20 protein-coding genes are annotated in these 15,485 nt (G+C 53.7%); 12 read left to right on the forward strand and 8 right to left on the reverse strand.

The window, feature by feature from the left end; genetic code table 11:
* Nucleotides 1–6: 6 nt before the first annotated feature.
* Nucleotides 7–399, forward strand: a complete 393-nt coding sequence (locus tag ACTJIK_RS15455; RefSeq protein ID WP_440647632.1) for a hypothetical protein — start codon at nucleotides 7–9, stop codon at nucleotides 397–399.
* Between the two features lie 92 nt (nucleotides 400–491).
* On the opposite strand, the gene ACTJIK_RS15460 is transcribed toward ACTJIK_RS15455, so the two are convergent.
* The 3 genes from ACTJIK_RS15460 to ACTJIK_RS15470 are packed head-to-tail and all read right to left on the reverse strand — an operon-like array spanning nucleotide 492 to nucleotide 2,630.
* The gene (locus ACTJIK_RS15460; RefSeq protein ID WP_440647634.1) at nucleotides 492–1,127 is read right to left on the reverse strand and encodes a VIT1/CCC1 transporter family protein; all 636 of its coding nucleotides are present in this window, start codon (nucleotides 1,125–1,127) and stop codon (nucleotides 492–494) included.
* Complete coding sequence (rocD, locus tag ACTJIK_RS15465; RefSeq protein WP_440647636.1) at nucleotides 1,128–2,360, reverse strand: ornithine--oxo-acid transaminase; 1,233 nt, start codon at nucleotides 2,358–2,360, stop codon at nucleotides 1,128–1,130.
* Nucleotides 2,361–2,369: 9 nt separating this feature from the next.
* Nucleotides 2,370–2,630 carry an acyl-CoA-binding protein gene (locus ACTJIK_RS15470; protein ID WP_440647638.1) on the reverse strand — a complete coding sequence of 87 codons (261 nt, stop codon included), beginning with the start codon at nucleotides 2,628–2,630 and terminating at the stop codon, nucleotides 2,370–2,372.
* Between the two features lie 227 nt (nucleotides 2,631–2,857).
* On the opposite strand from ACTJIK_RS15470, the gene lepA reads away from it, so the two are divergent.
* Entirely contained in the window at nucleotides 2,858–4,651 is a 1,794-nt protein-coding gene (gene lepA, locus ACTJIK_RS15475; RefSeq protein ID WP_440647640.1) for a translation elongation factor 4, read from the forward strand.
* A gap of 39 nt (nucleotides 4,652–4,690) precedes the next feature.
* Nucleotides 4,691–5,395: a diphthine--ammonia ligase gene (locus ACTJIK_RS15480; RefSeq protein ID WP_440647642.1), complete on the forward strand. Its 705-nt coding sequence runs from the start codon at nucleotides 4,691–4,693 to the stop codon at nucleotides 5,393–5,395.
* 78 nt (nucleotides 5,396–5,473) lie between these two features.
* Here ACTJIK_RS15480 and ACTJIK_RS15485 read toward each other — a convergent pair whose 3' ends face one another.
* Both ACTJIK_RS15485 and manA read right to left on the reverse strand, forming a co-directional pair.
* Nucleotides 5,474–6,061 carry a DUF6580 family putative transport protein gene (locus tag ACTJIK_RS15485; RefSeq protein ID WP_440647644.1) on the reverse strand — a complete coding sequence of 196 codons (588 nt, stop codon included), beginning with the start codon at nucleotides 6,059–6,061 and terminating at the stop codon, nucleotides 5,474–5,476.
* 39 nt (nucleotides 6,062–6,100) lie between these two features.
* Entirely contained in the window at nucleotides 6,101–7,306 is a 1,206-nt protein-coding gene (gene manA / locus ACTJIK_RS15490; protein WP_440647646.1) for a mannose-6-phosphate isomerase, class I, read from the reverse strand.
* Nucleotides 7,307–7,343: 37 nt separating this feature from the next.
* Between manA and ACTJIK_RS15495 the strand changes: the two genes are divergently transcribed.
* Together ACTJIK_RS15495 and ACTJIK_RS15500 are read left to right on the forward strand one after the other, a co-directional pair.
* Nucleotides 7,344–7,700: a YraN family protein gene (locus ACTJIK_RS15495; protein ID WP_440647647.1), complete on the forward strand. Its 357-nt coding sequence runs from the start codon at nucleotides 7,344–7,346 to the stop codon at nucleotides 7,698–7,700.
* Nucleotides 7,701–7,863: 163 nt separating this feature from the next.
* Nucleotides 7,864–8,115, forward strand: a complete 252-nt coding sequence (locus ACTJIK_RS15500; protein WP_440647648.1) for a hypothetical protein — start codon at nucleotides 7,864–7,866, stop codon at nucleotides 8,113–8,115.
* Nucleotides 8,116–8,201: 86 nt separating this feature from the next.
* Here ACTJIK_RS15500 and ACTJIK_RS15505 read toward each other — a convergent pair whose 3' ends face one another.
* Together ACTJIK_RS15505 and folP are read right to left on the reverse strand one after the other, a co-directional pair.
* Entirely contained in the window at nucleotides 8,202–9,011 is an 810-nt protein-coding gene (locus ACTJIK_RS15505) for a diadenylate cyclase (protein WP_440647649.1), read from the reverse strand.
* A gap of 28 nt (nucleotides 9,012–9,039) precedes the next feature.
* Nucleotides 9,040–9,816: a dihydropteroate synthase gene (folP, locus tag ACTJIK_RS15510; protein ID WP_440647651.1), complete on the reverse strand. Its 777-nt coding sequence runs from the start codon at nucleotides 9,814–9,816 to the stop codon at nucleotides 9,040–9,042.
* A 178-nt stretch (nucleotides 9,817–9,994) separates the two neighbouring features.
* Between folP and ACTJIK_RS15515 the strand changes: the two genes are divergently transcribed.
* The 7 genes from ACTJIK_RS15515 to ACTJIK_RS15545 all read left to right on the forward strand — a co-directional run bounded on the left by ACTJIK_RS15515 (nucleotide 9,995) and on the right by ACTJIK_RS15545 (nucleotide 15,173).
* A complete protein-coding gene (locus ACTJIK_RS15515; RefSeq protein ID WP_440647652.1) occupies nucleotides 9,995–10,531 on the forward strand; it encodes a DUF1599 domain-containing protein in 537 nt (178 codons plus the stop codon).
* Nucleotides 10,532–10,557: 26 nt separating this feature from the next.
* The gene (locus tag ACTJIK_RS15520) at nucleotides 10,558–11,655 is read left to right on the forward strand and encodes a BT_3928 family protein (protein ID WP_440647653.1); all 1,098 of its coding nucleotides are present in this window, start codon (nucleotides 10,558–10,560) and stop codon (nucleotides 11,653–11,655) included.
* Complete coding sequence (locus tag ACTJIK_RS15525) at nucleotides 11,655–12,713, forward strand: ABC transporter permease (RefSeq protein WP_440647655.1); 1,059 nt, start codon at nucleotides 11,655–11,657, stop codon at nucleotides 12,711–12,713. Before ACTJIK_RS15520 ends, ACTJIK_RS15525 begins: the two co-directional genes overlap by 1 nt.
* A 170-nt stretch (nucleotides 12,714–12,883) precedes the next feature.
* A complete protein-coding gene (locus tag ACTJIK_RS15530) occupies nucleotides 12,884–13,399 on the forward strand; it encodes an RNA polymerase sigma factor (RefSeq protein WP_440647657.1) in 516 nt (171 codons plus the stop codon).
* Nucleotides 13,386–13,919, forward strand: coding sequence for a hypothetical protein (locus ACTJIK_RS15535; protein ID WP_440647659.1), 534 nt, complete (start codon nucleotides 13,386–13,388; stop codon nucleotides 13,917–13,919). Before ACTJIK_RS15530 ends, ACTJIK_RS15535 begins: the two co-directional genes overlap by 14 nt.
* A gap of 57 nt (nucleotides 13,920–13,976) precedes the next feature.
* Nucleotides 13,977–14,504: a DUF4252 domain-containing protein gene (locus ACTJIK_RS15540; RefSeq protein WP_440647661.1), complete on the forward strand. Its 528-nt coding sequence runs from the start codon at nucleotides 13,977–13,979 to the stop codon at nucleotides 14,502–14,504.
* A 72-nt stretch (nucleotides 14,505–14,576) separates the two neighbouring features.
* Complete coding sequence (locus tag ACTJIK_RS15545; protein WP_440647663.1) at nucleotides 14,577–15,173, forward strand: DUF4252 domain-containing protein; 597 nt, start codon at nucleotides 14,577–14,579, stop codon at nucleotides 15,171–15,173.
* On the opposite strand, the gene ACTJIK_RS15550 is transcribed toward ACTJIK_RS15545, so the two are convergent.
* Complete coding sequence (locus ACTJIK_RS15550) at nucleotides 15,170–15,457, reverse strand: DUF721 domain-containing protein (protein ID WP_346321046.1); 288 nt, start codon at nucleotides 15,455–15,457, stop codon at nucleotides 15,170–15,172. The genes ACTJIK_RS15545 and ACTJIK_RS15550 overlap by 4 nt on opposite strands.
* Between the last annotated feature and the right edge of the window lie 28 nt (nucleotides 15,458–15,485).

Below are 15,485 nucleotides of genomic sequence, written 5' to 3' on the forward strand. Positions count from 1 at the left end.
GGCAACATGTTAAAATCCTCCGTTTCAGGCATCATTGCAGCAGCGATCGTTATTATCAGCGCTTTTCTTCCATGGATCAGCGTAGACGTGAACGGGCAGCACCTGGTATTCACCGGCCTGCGGAGCGAAGGTTCCAGCTTCGGCGAGCCTGGCAAGCTGAGCATTGCGGTATCTGTGCTCGCCATTATCTTTTTCCTGATCCGCAAAGCCTGGAGCCCGCGCGTCAATCTTTTTGTAAGCGCTTTCCTGGCAGCATGGGCTTTCCGGAACATGCTCCTTTTCTCCCGTTGTGAAATGGGTATCTGTCCCGATCAGGAGGCCGGCTTATGGCTGAGCCTCATCGGCGCGCTGGCCGTGTTCGGTTGCGTGCTCTGGAACTGGAAGAACCTGGTGAAGTAGGGAGGAAGCCGATACCGTTCGAACGCTTTTACCATACCGCATCCCTACTGTTGCCCTAATAAAGCCCTGCTGTTGGTATTCGGTTAGCATGCTTAAATAACAGAAGAAACGAGGTAAGAAACCAGCACCACCGCGCCCCCGGTGAGGAGGTAACGCATGGCAATGCGCACCGTGCCCTGGCCTGTGATCCGGGACTTCAACAGGGCAAATAATATGAGGAATATAACACTGATAGTCAGGCTAATACGTGAGGCTGCCGGAAAATCTTCCTGAAACAGGTAAGGCAGGAACACCAGGCAGCCGCCCAGGAAGAAAAACACGCCCGTGGCCACCATGCTCCTGATGGCATGCAAGGCGCCGTAGGAGCGGAGCGTTACTTTCTCCGACTGGAGGGTCTGCTCCCAGACCTGCTGGTCCTTCTGCATTTCATCGGCAATATGCGCGATGGTCGTTTCAGGGATGTCCAGCTTTTCCAGCTTTTCTTTTTCTTCGGGGCTCATCAGCCCTTCGTCACTGTCCCCACGGTTGGCGCGGTAAACAGCAACCATCATCAGCAGGGTGGCAAAGCCCAGCACCAGGAAATGGATGGTGTAAAATGCCTGTACCGTCAGGCTTTTGGAGTAAAGCACCTGGGTAGTGAAAAGCAGCAGCAATATCCCGTCAGGGAAGCCGATCATCATATCTGTTTTCCACCCGGAGCTCCGGATGGCTTTGCTGTTTGTACTCATTTATAAAGTTTCCAGGCTTTTTTGAATAATGCCCACACATTCTTCGACCTGCGCGGCATTGATCACCAGCGGCGGTGCAAACCGGATCTTGTCGCCATGGGTGGGCTTGGCCAGCAGGCCGTTCTCTTTCAGCGCCAGGCACAGTTCCCAGGCTGCGTCTTCATGCGCATGTTTGATCTCTATCGCATTCAGCAATCCTTTGCCGCGCACCACGCTGATATAGGGGGAGTTGATCCCGCTGATACCCTTGCGCAGCAGTTCGCCCATCTTCACGGCGTTTTCGGCCATCCGTTCGTTGCGCAGTACCTCCAGCGCCGCCATGGCTACTTTGCAGGCCAGGGGGTTGCCGCCGTAGGTGGAACCGTGCTCGCCGGGGTGAATGGTGAGCATGATAAAATCGTCCGCCAGCACGGCCGAAACGGGCAGCATACCGCCGGAAAGGGCTTTGCCGAGGACCAGGATGTCCGGCCGCACCTGTTCATGGTCGCAGGCCAGCATCATGCCGGTGCGGGCGAGGCCGGTCTGGATCTCGTCCGCTATGAATAACACATTGGCGTCTGTACAATACTGGCGGGCTTTGGAGAGGTAGCCTTCGTCGGGCACTTTTACCCCGGCTTCGCCCTGGATGGGTTCCACCATAAAACCGGCAACATTCGGGTCCTGCAGGGCTGCTTCCAGCGCGGGCAGGTTGTTGAAAGGGATCACCTCGTAACCCGGCATATAAGGGCCGAAAGCCCTGCGGGCAACGGGGTCGGTACTGAATGATACGACGTTCAGGGTACGGCCGTGAAAGTTCTCGGCGCAAACGATGATCTTTGCTTTATTCTCCGGGATACCCTTTACCACGTAGCCCCAGCGGCGGCAAAGCTTCAGGGCCGTTTCCACGGCTTCCACGCCGGTGTTCATCGGCAATACCTTGTCGTACCCGAAATAACGGGTGATGTAGGCTGCAAATTCCGCCAGCAGCTGGCTGTGAAAAGCGCGGGAGGTAAGGGTGAGCTGCTGCGCCTGTTCCACCAGGGCGCTTACAATCTTCGGATGGCAATGCCCCTGGTTTACAGCGGAATAGCCGGAAAGGAAATCATAATACCGCTTGCCGTCCACATCCCACACAAAAACGCCTTCGCCGCGATTGAGCACCACCGGCAGGGGGTGATAATTGTGTGCGCCGAACTCTTCTTCCAGGGCCAGGTAATGTTGCGTCCGTTCACTGATCGTATAATTTGGTACCATTCGGTAAAGTTACTTATTCTTCAGCTGATTCACCAGCGCGATGTATTGCTCCATGGCCTCTTCTTTGGTTTTGCCTTTGAGGTTGTTCCAGGCGTCGTATTTGGCTTTGCCCACGAAATCGAACATATTGGCGGGCGGCTCTATGTTGATGTCGCCCTCGGTGGCCTGTTTGTAGAGAGAGTAAAGTTGCAGGAGGATGTCGTTATCCGGTTTGGAATCCAGTGTTTTGCTGGCCGCCACGGCCTCTTCAAATAATTGTTGCAGTGCCATGTTCTGTTTTTGCTGTTAAAAGTAAAGAAATACCCCCAAAAGCCCTTATCCACACATAAAAGAAGAACAAAATTTAATACCTTTGCGCAAATAATGAGTTACGAATTGACAGCTGCGGATCACGAATGAAGGCCCTTTGGGCCCGGGGGCTGCCGGTAGTCTTTGCTGAACGCCATTTTTTCATCATTCGTTATCCGTGACTGACGGTTCGTAATTGTTTTTTATATATGAAGAATATCCGGAATTTTTGCATTATCGCCCACATCGACCATGGTAAAAGTACCCTGGCGGACCGTTTACTTGAATTTACCCACACCATTTCCGACCGCGACATGCAGGCGCAGGTGCTGGACGATATGGACCTGGAAAGGGAAAAGGGGATCACTATCAAGAGCCACGCCATCCAGATGAGCTATAAGGCCAAAAATGGCGAAGAGTATATCTTTAACCTGATCGATACCCCCGGCCACGTGGACTTCTCCTACGAAGTATCCCGTGCGCTGGCCGCCTGCGAAGGCGCCCTGCTGCTGGTAGACGCCGCCCAGGGCATCCAGGCGCAAACCATTTCCAACCTTTACCTGGCCCTGGAAAACGACCTGGAGATCATCCCCGTTATCAATAAAATAGACATGGCGGGTGCCATGATCGAAGAAGTGACCGACCAGATCATTGAGCTGATCGGGGTGAAAAAAGAAGACATCCTGCTGGCGTCCGGCAAGTCCGGCATCGGCATCGAAGAGATACTGGAAGCCATCGTAACCCGCATCCCCGCTCCCAAAGGCGAACAGGACGCGCCGCTGCAGGCTTTGATATTCGACAGCGTATTCAACTCGTTCCGCGGCATCATCGCTTATTTCCGCATCTTCAACGGTTCAATCCGCAAGGGAGACACCATCCGTTTTGTGAACACCGGGGAGGAATATGAAGCCGCCGAAGTGGGCATCCTCAAGCTCGGCCTGGAACCCAAGAACCAGGTGAACGTAGGCGATGTGGGATACATCATCACCGGCATCAAGAACGCGAAGGAAGTAAAAGTAGGGGATACCATCACCCTGGCGAACAACCCCTGCAAAGAAGCCATCCAGGGCTTCGAAGAGGTGAAGCCGATGGTATTTGCCGGCATCTTCCCCGTTGTGACCGAAGATTTTGAAGAGCTGCGCGACTGTATGGACAAGCTCCAGCTGAACGACGCTTCGCTGACCTATGAGCTGGAAACCTCCCAGGCGCTTGGTTTCGGGTTCCGTTGCGGCTTCCTCGGGATGCTGCACATGGAGATCATCCAGGAAAGGCTGGAACGCGAATTCAACCAGACCGTGATCACCACCGTGCCCAACGTTGGTTTTAAAGCATACAATACACAGGAGAAACTGATCATCGTGAACAATCCCTCCGAAATGCCGGACCCCACCAAGCTGGAGCGCATCGAGGAACCCTGGATCCGTGCACAGATCATCACCAAACCGGAATATATCGGCAATATCATGACGCTTTGCCTCGGCAAACGCGGCGTGCTGCTGAACCAGAGCTACCTTACCACCACCCGCGTGGAGCTGATGTTCGAACTGCCGCTCACCGAGATCGTGTTCGATTTTTACGACAAGCTCAAGAGCCAGACGCGCGGCTATGCCTCGTTCGATTATTCGCCCATCGGCTTCCGTGAAAGCGATATCGTGAAAATGGACATCCTGCTCAACGCCGAAAAAGTGGACGCCCTCAGCGCCCTCATTCACCGCAGCCGCGCGCAGGATTTTGGCCGCAAGCTCTGCGAAAAGCTGAAAGAGCTGCTGCCGCGCCAGCAATTCCTGATCGCCATCCAGGCCGCCATCGGCGCGAAGATCGTGGCCAGGGAAAATATCAGCGCCATGCGTAAGGACGTAACCGCCAAATGTTACGGCGGCGACATCTCCCGTAAACGCAAGCTGCTGGAAAAACAGAAGGAAGGTAAAAAACGTATGCGCCAGATAGGCAACGTAGAAGTGCCGCAGGAAGCATTCCTCGCAGTATTGAAGCTGGACGACTAAACGGGCCATCATTACCAGAACAATTTTCATTGCACATACATGCCGCAGGAACCCAGCCCTGCGGCATTTTTCATCGATCTTATGAGCCATTCCCCTGAAAATATCATCTGCTCCTGGAGCGGCGGCAAAGACAGCTGTTTCGCCCTTATGCAGGCCGTGCGGCAAGGGCACCGGCCCGTTGCGCTGCTCAACATCCTGAACGAGAATGGCCGCATTTCCCGCTCCCATGGCCTTCCGCCGGTGATCCTGCAGCAGCAGGCGGCTGCGCTGGGCCTCCCCATTCACCTGCAACCCTCCACCTGGGCGGATTACGAACAGCATTTCACCGCAACGCTCGCCGGCCTCAGGGAACAATACCAGGCCACCGCCGCCGTATTCGGCGATATAGACCTGCAGCCGCACCGCGATTGGGAAGAGAAGGTCTGCGCCGCGGCAGGGCTCCGCGCCATGCTGCCCCTCTGGCAGCTGGAACGCAAGATGCTGGTATACCGCATGCTGGAGCAGGGCATCATATGCCGCATCGTTTCCTGCAACGAACAGCTGGGAGAAGATTTCCTGGGCCGCCTGCTGGACGATGTGCTGATCGCAGACCTGGAAGCCGCAGGGGTAGACGTATGCGGGGAGAACGGGGAATTTCACACCGTGGTAACAGATTGCCCGTTGTTCAGCACGCCGGTGAACCTGCCTGCCTTCCGTAAGGTGAAACATGAGCAGTATTGGTTCCTGGACTGGCAGGAAGCGTAAGGTCCCGGTTAAAAAAGCATAAAAAAAGGATGACAGTAGCTGTCATCCTTTTTTTATGTATCGGACATTTAAGGCGTATTATGCGTATTGTTCGTCCTGCCCTTTGATGAACACGGGTTTCAGCAGCGCGTAAGCCCCGAAGATAACGCCGCTGTAAAATACGTGGCCCATGAGGGTGTTCAGGAAGAAGCTGCCGAACAGGTCGTTGCGGAAGAACGGCACAGCCGCCCAGTAGCAGCTCATCAGGCCGCTCAGCGTGTGCGGGTACATATCGCGGAAGAGCCAGGTGCCGAAGTTGGACACCAGGTAGAACACCAGCCCTGAAGCGATGGAAGCCAGGAATATGTTCCCTGCGCTTGCTTTGCGGATCCGCGTGCCGATAAAGGTGATGAGGATGAACGCGCCGTAAACGAAGAACATCTCGCCGCCGTAAAAACCCTGGATGGACGTAAACAGCTGGAAGAACAGATCGCTCAGGAACAGCGCCAGGATGGGCACTACATAAGCGTACTTTTTGTCTTTCAGCACCACGCCGGCAAACAGCGCGCCCGCGCCCATGGCAGTAAAGTTATAGATCAGGAGATGGTTCGTGATCAAACGGCCCAGAACGGTAAGGAAGATCAGCCCGCCGATCAGTAAAACCTTGGATAATGTTTCTTTCTTCATATTCGCAAACATTTGCTTTAGCAATACAAATATAATCAATTAAGGGATAGAAGCTTTAAAGATCACGAGTTCTGCATCAGCCGTAATGGTATAGGCTTCGCCGTAAGCCGCGAACACGGTGGTGCCCCTTGTCAGCGACAGTGCCGCCGATCCCTGCGCCTTGCCCTGCCCGCTCTGTACGATCCATATTTCCGGAGCGGCGGCGGTATGGGTGTAAGTTTCGCCGGTTTTCAGGAGAATGGTGCTGATCACGAAGTCGGGCGCGGGCGTGGGGTAGATCCTTTCTTTCCCGCCATGGAGCGGCTCGCCTTTCAGGATATTCGGGTGAACGGCCTCAAAGCGGGTGTGCTTCAGCAGCTCGGCCACATCAATATGTTTGGGCGTAAGGCCGCCGCGCAGCACATTGTCTGAATTGGCCATCAGTTCCGCGTTCTGGCCTTCGAGGTAGGCATGAGGGATGCCTGCGTCCTGGAACACGGCTTCTCCCGGTGACACATATACGATATTGAAAAAATAAATGGAGAAGATACCCCGGTCCAGCCGGTTCAGGCCTTCGGGATCGTTGGCAATGGCGCGGGCCGCCCAGAAAGCAGGGTCGTTTTTTTGCAGGGTACCGGCCTGGTAGGGTGGCAGCACGCGCTCCGCCAGCGGGCGCAGCATCGTGTTCACTTCTTCCTGCGGCATTTCCATCACGGCTTTATAAAGACCGAAATAACCGTCCTTTTCGTATATGCCAGCCAGTGAGCGCAGCTCCGGAACGTCCTGCAATACTTTCCTGATTTGGTCTTCAGGCAAAAAACCATGCAGCAGCCAGAATTCGCTGAGCGCCACCATGATCTCCGGCTTATGGTTGGCGTCCTTATAATTACGGTGAGGCGCGTTGAGGGGAATGCCTTCCGCATTTTCGCGCGCAAATCCTTTTTCGGCTTCGGCCTTGGTGGGGTGCACCTGGATGGAGAGCATGTCTTTCACATCCAGTATCTTAAATAGATACGGCAGTTCCCCGAACCGGTCTGCCGCCTTCTGGCCGAGCACAGCGGCAGGGCTGGCGGCGATGTATTCGTTGAGCGGCAGGGGAGAAGCGGTTTCCAGCTGCGAAGGCGCGCTCTGGTGGGCGCCCATCCAGTATTCCGCGCTGGGCTTGTCCGTCACCGGCAGGCCCAGCAATTCGGGGATGTATTTGAATCCGCCCCAGGCGTAATGTTGTACTTTTCCTTTGAGATAGAATAATTTCGGGTCAGGCATTTTTTCTATTGTTGAGCTGTAAAAATATATAAATAGGATGGCTTCTCATCATACGCTGGGCAAAAAGGGAGAGGAGATCGCGGCGGATTTCCTGCGGGGCAAACAATACAACATCCTGCATACCAACTGGAAATCCGGCAGGAAGGAAATCGACATCATCGCCATGCAGGGGCAAACGCTCGTGTTCGTGGAAGTGAAAACACGCAGCGGCCAGTTGTTCGGCATGCCGGAAGAGGCGGTGAACGGCCTCAAGGAAGAGCACCTGCGAAAGGTAGCGGAATGTTATCTTGAACACTTTATGCCCCATGTGGAAGAGGTTCGTTTCGACATCGTTGCTATTACATTAACAGGCAATAACCCCATGGAAATCATACATCTCGAGGATGTGTTCTGAACGCTTACAGGTTGGTTAACACCGAGTTAACAAAATCCACATATAACAGGATTTAAATAGTTGTATATTTGACCATCCAATCTTTTAACCACCTCCTGTAAAGAACCGGCATCAACCAAAAAGGTTCTTTATGCATTGCTGGAGTTTACTTTTTTTCATCCATATGAATGTGACTGATATGCAGCAGCTGCCTGCCTCTAAAGGCGCATTGCGCATACAGGTACCTTCCCTGGCATATCAGCGGGGAACGGTGCAATGCACCATTTACGACGCACAACAGTCGCCTGTGAGAATGATACCGCTGGAAGCAGGGCATGTGCGCGGCGTATATACTTTACAGTTAGCCACCCTTCCCGCCGGTAAATATACGGTACAGGTAAAAGGGCAGCTGCTGAGCGTGAAACTGGAACAATAACTTATTTAACATAGAGTCATCCCCCCAAACATAGATCCCCCGAAGCATTTCGGGGGACTTTGTATTTTCAGGGGGCTCAGCAAAGACTAGTACCCGTCCACCAGCACCTCGTACAGCTTCACTTTCAGCTCTTCCAGCGACACGTTCTGCGTGAGCTGCCCGTCCTGCGCATAAGAAATAGTGGCCCTTTCTTCAGATACCACGATGGCCAGGTTGTCGCTGTGCTCGGTGATGCCTACGGCCGAGCGGTGCCGCATGCCGATGCGCGTTGGCAGGTTGGGGTTTTCCGACATGGGAAGTATCACTTTGGCGGCCAGTATCTTGTTCCCTACGATGATCAGCGCGCCGTCGTGCAGCGGGCTGTTCCTTTCAAAAATGCTTTCTATCAGCTTCGCGCTCACATTACCATCTATGGCAATGCTCGAAGCGCTGTCGAATTTCAGGCGGTAAGTGGTGGCGATCACGATCAGCGCGCCGGTGTGGCTGGCAACCATATGGCTCACGGCGGTGATCACTTCATTAATAATGTGTTCCTCTTCCTTATAGCTTTTAAAGCGGTCGGGCAGGAAGAGCTTGGTAAGGAAGCTGTCCTTGCTCAGGGGCGTCTTTTTCCCCAGCACCAGCAGGAACTTGCGGATCTCGGGCTGGAAGATGATGATGATGGCTATGAGCCCGACGTTGATGAAATTCTCCAGGATATTGGTGAGAATGGGCATCTGGAGGGAGCGCACGAGAAAAAAGGCGGCATACACCATCAGCAGCCCGAGGAATATATTAAAGGCCAGGCTGCCCTTGAGCAGGCGGTACAGCTGGATGACGAGAAAAATAACGATCAGCAGGTCTATTACGTTCAGCCAGCGAAACTCAAATCCATAAAATTGGTATACATCCTTCATGTTGTAAAAATAAAAATATTTGGGTTAGCTAAACATTCTGCAGAAAAGAAACAATCCGCACGGCTTCCATGGCTTCTTTTACGTCGTGCACCCGCAAAATGGAAGCGCCTTTCTGTAATGCGACGGTATGGATCACGGTTGTTCCGTTCAACGCGTCGGCCGGCGTACCGCCCAGCAGGCGGTAGATCATACTCTTGCGCGAAACGCCGGCAAGGATGGGAGCGCCGGCCAGGTGAAGCAGTTCCAGCCGGTTGAGCAGCTGGTAGTTATGCGCCAGGGTTTTCCCGAAACCAAAACCGGGGTCGATGATCACGTCCGCAATACCGGCGCGGCGGCAGGCGTCCGTTTTGTAAATAAAGTAATCCAGCACTTCCTGCACAACATCCTCGTAATGCGGTTTTTTCTGCATTTCCGCGGGCGTGCCCTGCATGTGCATGGCAATGAAAGGCACTTTAAGGGCGGCGGCAACGGGGATCATATCCGGGTCCATATCCCCGGCGCTGACATCATTGATCACAGCGGCCCCGGCCAGGATGCATTTTTCAGCTACGGATGCGTGGTAGGTATCGATGGAAAGGATTGCCTCGGGATAGTGGTTCACCAGCGCATGGATAACGGGCAGCAGGCGTTCCTGTTCTTCGGCGGCGCCTACTTCTTCGGCCCCGGGGCGGGTGCTCTGGGCGCCGAGGTCCAGCATGGCGGCGCCCGCTTCCAGCATTTCTCCCGCGCGGGTCACAACGTGCTGCAGGCTGCGGCTCCGGCTGTTGGCGTAAAAGGAATCGTCGGTAATATTAATGATGCCCATTACCAGCGGTTGGGAAAGCGGTATCAACTTTCCGCGGCACCGGATGGTAAAATCTTTACGTAATAATGTATTTTTGGAACCCAAGCGCTAATAAGGTATTAACAATGAAGGAATACCTTCAAAGGTATCGCAAAAATTGATTAGCCTTGCCGTAATTCGAATTATAAATCCGCATTGAATGACTTATCAGCAGGTGATTGACAGCAGTAAGGAAATCTTTCTCAAAAAAACCAAAGACTACGGCACCAGCTGGCGCGTGTTGCGCCCGGTGTCTATTGTAGACCAGATATTTATCAAAGCCCAGCGCATCCGTACCATACAGGAGCTGGGCGTGCAGAAAGTGGCGGACGATATCAGCAACGAATTCAGGGGCATCATCAATTACGGTGTGATCGCGCTCATACAGATGGACCTTGGCGGGGGCGATCCTTATACCGACCTGCCCGTGGAAACAGTGGCAAAGCTGTACGACGAGAAAATAAAGTTCATCAGCGATGTAAAGGAAGCCAAGAACCACGACTATGGCGAAGCCTGGCGCAGTATGAGCCAGGAATCGTTCGTGGACCTGATACTCACCAAGCTGCTGCGCATCAAGCAGATACTCCGCAACGACGGGAAAACCATTATTTCCGAAGGAATGGACGCCAACTACGTAGATATCGTCAATTATGCGGTGTTTGCGCTTATACTCATAGAAGAAAAGCAGAATAATTAATATTTTGAGCCTGATATAAAACCAACATGAAACTAATCCTGATCCTATTCCGCATCCTCGTAGGTGTACTGTTCATCTTTTCCGGGCTGATCAAAGCCAACGACCCGCTGGGCCTGAGCTATAAGATGGACGAATTCTTTGAAGTGCTGCACCTCCACTTCCTGATCCCGGCCTCGCTGGCCTTTTCCCTGGTTATGAACGCCTTTGAGATCATTGCAGGCTTCGCCGTGCTGCTGGGTTACCGCATGCGGTTCTTTTCCTTCCTGCTGCTGATCCTCATTATATTCTTCACCTTCCTCACCGGCTTCGCCCTGTTCAGCGGCCTGATCCGCGAATGCGGCTGCTTTGGGGACTGCATCAAGCTCACGGCAGACCAGTCTTTTTACAAAGACCTCATCCTCCTGGTGATGATCCTCGTCATTTTCATTTACCACAAACGCATACAGCCGGTGTTCCCGCCGAAGGCCACCAATATCATCATGGCGCTGGCCGTGCTGTTTCCCATCGTATTGCAGTGGTATACGCTCGCGCACCTGCCCATCGTGGACTGCCTGCCGTATAAAACCGGCAATAATATTATGGAGAAGATGAAAGTGCCGCCCGGCTCCACGCCCGATGTATACGAAACCGTGCTGATCTATGAAAAGGACGGCAAACAGCAGGAGTTCACCACAGAAACCTATCCCTGGCAGGACAGTACCTGGAAGTTCGTGGACCGGAAAGACAAGCTGGTGAAAAAAGGCAATGCCGAGCCCGCCATCAAGGACTTTGTGCTTACCGACTTCGACGGCAACAACATGAACCGCGGCGTGCTGATGGAATCGCTGCCCGTTTATCTCTTCCTCGTGCGCGATGTGCGCGATGCGGGGAAAGGCTGGGAAAAAAAGATGCAGGCCCTGCAGCAGCAGTTCAAAGAAGGAAAGATCATGCTGTTTGGCGTGACCAGTTCGAACAAAGCGCTGGTGGAGCAGTTCCAGAAGGAGCGGGGCATCGATTTTCCCTTCCTGCAAATGGACGGCACCGCCATCAAGACAGCCGGGCGCAGCACACCCTGCCTTCTGCTGCTGGAAAAGGCCGTGATCAAAGGCAAATGGCATTATAACGACATACCTGATTTTAAATAATGTTCCGCTTCTTCCTCCGCAAGCTCGGTTACGGCATCCTGGTGCTCCTGGGTGTGGTGATCGTTATTTTCCTGCTGTTCAACGTGCTGCCGGCAGACCCTGCCCGGCTTACCTTGGGGCAGCGCACCGACCTCACCTCGCTGGAAAATGTGCGGAAGGAACTTCACCTGGACAAGCCGAAGGGCATCCAGTTCCTGCTGTACCTGAACGACCTGAGCCCGCTCGGCATTCATACGCGGCAGGAGCTGAAAGAATCCCTGAACGGCGTGGCGCTTTTCGGCACAGGCGGCGATAAGGCGCTGGTGCTGAAAACGCCTTACCTGCGCAGGAGCTACCAGGGCAAGAAAGACGTATGGGAAATACTCATGGAAGCCCTGCCCGGCACGCTGGTGCTGGCGCTGGCTGCCATGATCTTCGCTACAGTGGCGGGTATTGCGCTCGGAATTTTGTCCGCCGTGAAACAAAACACCTGGATGGACACCGGCGCTGTATTTGCCAGCGTGATCGGCATTTCCGCGCCGTCGTTCTTCACCGGCATCGTGCTGGCGTATGTGTTCGGTTTCGTGCTCACGGATTACACCGGCCTGCATATGACCGGCAGCCTGTTCGACATCGATCCCTTCCAGGGCCGCATCCTCAACATCCGCAACCTCATATTGCCCGCCATCACGCTGGGCATCAGGCCATTGGCCATTATCGTGCAGCTCACCCGCAGCGCCATGCTGGACGTGCTGAACCAGGATTACATCCGCACCGCCTACGCCAAAGGCCTCAGCAGCCGGGTGATCCTTTATAAACATGCGCTGCGCAACGCGCTCAATCCAGTGATCACGGCCATCACCGGCTGGTTCGCGGAATTGCTGGCGGGCGCTTTCTTCGTAGAGTACATCTTCGGCTGGAAAGGCATTGGTAAAGTGACGGTGGACGCGCTGGAGAAGTTCGACTTCCCCGTGGTAATGGGCGCCGTGCTTGTAACGGCGGGCATCTTCGTAATCATCAACCTGCTGGCGGATTTGCTGTACAGCATTATCGACCCGCGCATCAGGCTGGGTAATTAATCCGGCCTTCGAATAAAGCTCCCGGCCCACGGAGTACCTCTCTAACTAGCTGATAATCAAAATCACCGAAATATTTTCTGTTAATTTGTAACAAACGTGACTGGCAGTCGTCTTCTTTATGTAACACACAACAAAAGGAGTGCTTCCTTCCGCCAAACTAAAACTGTGATATGTCGTCTGAAGTATTTATCTCTTTAATCATGCCTTTCAGGGAGAAGCTGTACCGCTTCGCGCTGCGCCTGTTGGGCAACGAAGAGGATGCTAAGGATATTATCCAGGATGCCTTCATAAAGGTGTGGAACAACAAGGATAAAATGGGCGAGTTGCAGAACCTGGAGGCCTGGTGCATGCGCATCACGCGAAACCTGGCGCTGGACAAGCTCAAAAGCCGGAAATACCGGGTAACTGACGACCTGGATCGCGCCGGCGAAGTGCCCGCCACCCATCACAGTCCGCATCAGAGCACTGAAAAAAGTGACCTGATGCGGAGGGTGCACGGCGCCATCCACCGGTTACCGGAAAAATACCGGACCATTCTCCAGCTGCGGGACATAGACGGCCTGAGCTACCAGGAGATCGGCGAGGTGCTTGAGATAGAACTGAGTGAAGTAAAAGTGAGCCTGCATCGTGCCCGGAAACAGGTGCGGGAGCAACTACAAAATTTGCATGTGTATGGAATACAATAACATCAGGGCCTTACTGGAAAAGTACTGGGCCTGTGAGACCACCGAAGCGGAAGAAGCGGAACTGCGCGTGTTTTACGCCGTCCACGAAGAGCCTCTGCCGGCGGACCTGCAGGAAGCCGCGCCGCTGTTCCGGTATTTCCATGCGGAAGGGGAGGGTGCTTTCGGGGAAAAGGAGCTTAACATGCCCGAACTGTTCACAGACCGCCCCGCGCCCTGGGAAACAGTTGGCGAAACCAAGATCATCCGCCCCTTCTGGCAGAGCTGGATGAAATACGCCGCCGTACTGCTCGCCGCCGCCGGTATCGTGTACTCGGTGAACCAATACCAGCTGAAGCTGCACGGGCAAACCAACGAAACGACCGCCTTCAGGGACACTTACGAAGATCCCAAACTGGCGTACGAACAAACACAACGCGCCCTCCAGATCCTGAGCCGCAACCTGAACAAAGGAAAGGCGCAGATGGAAAAGCTGAGCTACTTCAACGAAGCGCAGGAGATCATCCAGGGCGATCACAATTAATGGCTATTCTAGAACTGCATAAACAATTATTATTATCAGCAACACAAATTCCGAACAATGAAAAGAATTATCATGATCATATGTGTCTTATGCAGCAGCGAACTTGCGCTGGCGCAAAGCACGATCGACAAATTCTTCCAGAAGTACCAGGACGATGAGTCGTTTACCGTGATCAACATCACGCCCAAAATGTTCAACATGTTCTCGAAATTTTCGAGCGACGACCCGGACGCCAAAAAGGTGACCGAGCTGGCCGGCAAGCTCAAAGGCCTGCGCATCCTGATCAAGGAAGACACGAAAGACGGGCAGAAACTTTACCGCGAAGCCGCGCAGTTCCTGGGCGGGGGCATGGAAGAGCTCATGTCGCTCCGCGATAAGGATACCGACCTGAAATTCATGGTCCGCGAAAACGCCAAAGGCAATATCCAGGAACTGGTGATGCTCGTAGGCAGCTCCGACGAATTCCTGGCGCTCACGCTCTTCGGCGATTTCAGCATCAGCGAGATCAGCGAAATAGCCGGCGGCATGAATATAGACGGCTTCCAGAACCTGGGTCAGCTCAAGAACAAAAAAGGAAAAAAATAAGGAACACGCCGTATCCATCCGCGGCGTATTCCAAATACCTTTCACAATCCATTACCCTCCAACAGCTTCTCTATGAAACGCGTAATTTTACTTTCCTCCCTCGCCTGCATGATGGCTATCAGCGCTTCCGCACAGCGCAAACAACTGCGCCAGTTCACCAACGAACATTGCGCCGTGGCGGAAACCCACCGCATCGGCCTCAGCTTCCTGCCGCTGCGCATCGTAAGCTGGTTCATTCCGGGCAGCGCCTGGGACGGTGATGCCCGTGAAGTAAAGCTCCTGCTGAAGAAGGTGAAAAGCGTGAAACTCTATACCATCCAGATGGATAATGGAGAAGCTGTGTCCGGCGAATCTATCGCCCGGCTGAAAGAAGACCTCTACAACGAAAACAAATATGAGTCCCTGGTGGAGATCCGCCACCCCGAAGGCCATGTGCAGGTGCTGAGCAATGCCAAAACCAACGACAGGATAGACAACCTGGTCGTGCTCATCCAGGATGCGGAAGATATGGTAATGGTGCACCTGAAAACCAGGCTCACCATGAACGACGTATCACGCATTGCCAATAAGCTCAATGAAAAAGTAAGGGAGGATAAGGGGCATAAAAACAGGGATGAGATCCCCGTTGCGCAAGATAAAGACGTAGCCCTGGCCGGCGAAACGCACTAACGGATCATTACTTCCTTCACGATCTCTTCTCCCAGCATATCGTTCACCAGCTTGATGATCCTGTCTTTGGAATAATTCAGTTCCTGCTTCAGCGGCGCCACCGTGGTAGTGATCACCAGCTTACCGTCGAACAGCTGAACGCTTTCCGTATAACGGGCAATGGTCTTACCCACCACCTGTTCCCAGTTCTCCTGGATGCGCACCTCCATCAGCCGCGGTTTGAACCGGCTTTTGTTCAGGTATTCTTTCAACGCATCGCCCATGCTGACCACTCTGTTTCGCATGCAGCAAAGATAAGGAACGCGCGGGAAG

The organism is Chitinophaga sp. 22620, assembly GCF_052044405.1.
Taxonomy (GTDB): Bacteria; Bacteroidota; Bacteroidia; order Chitinophagales; family Chitinophagaceae; genus Chitinophaga.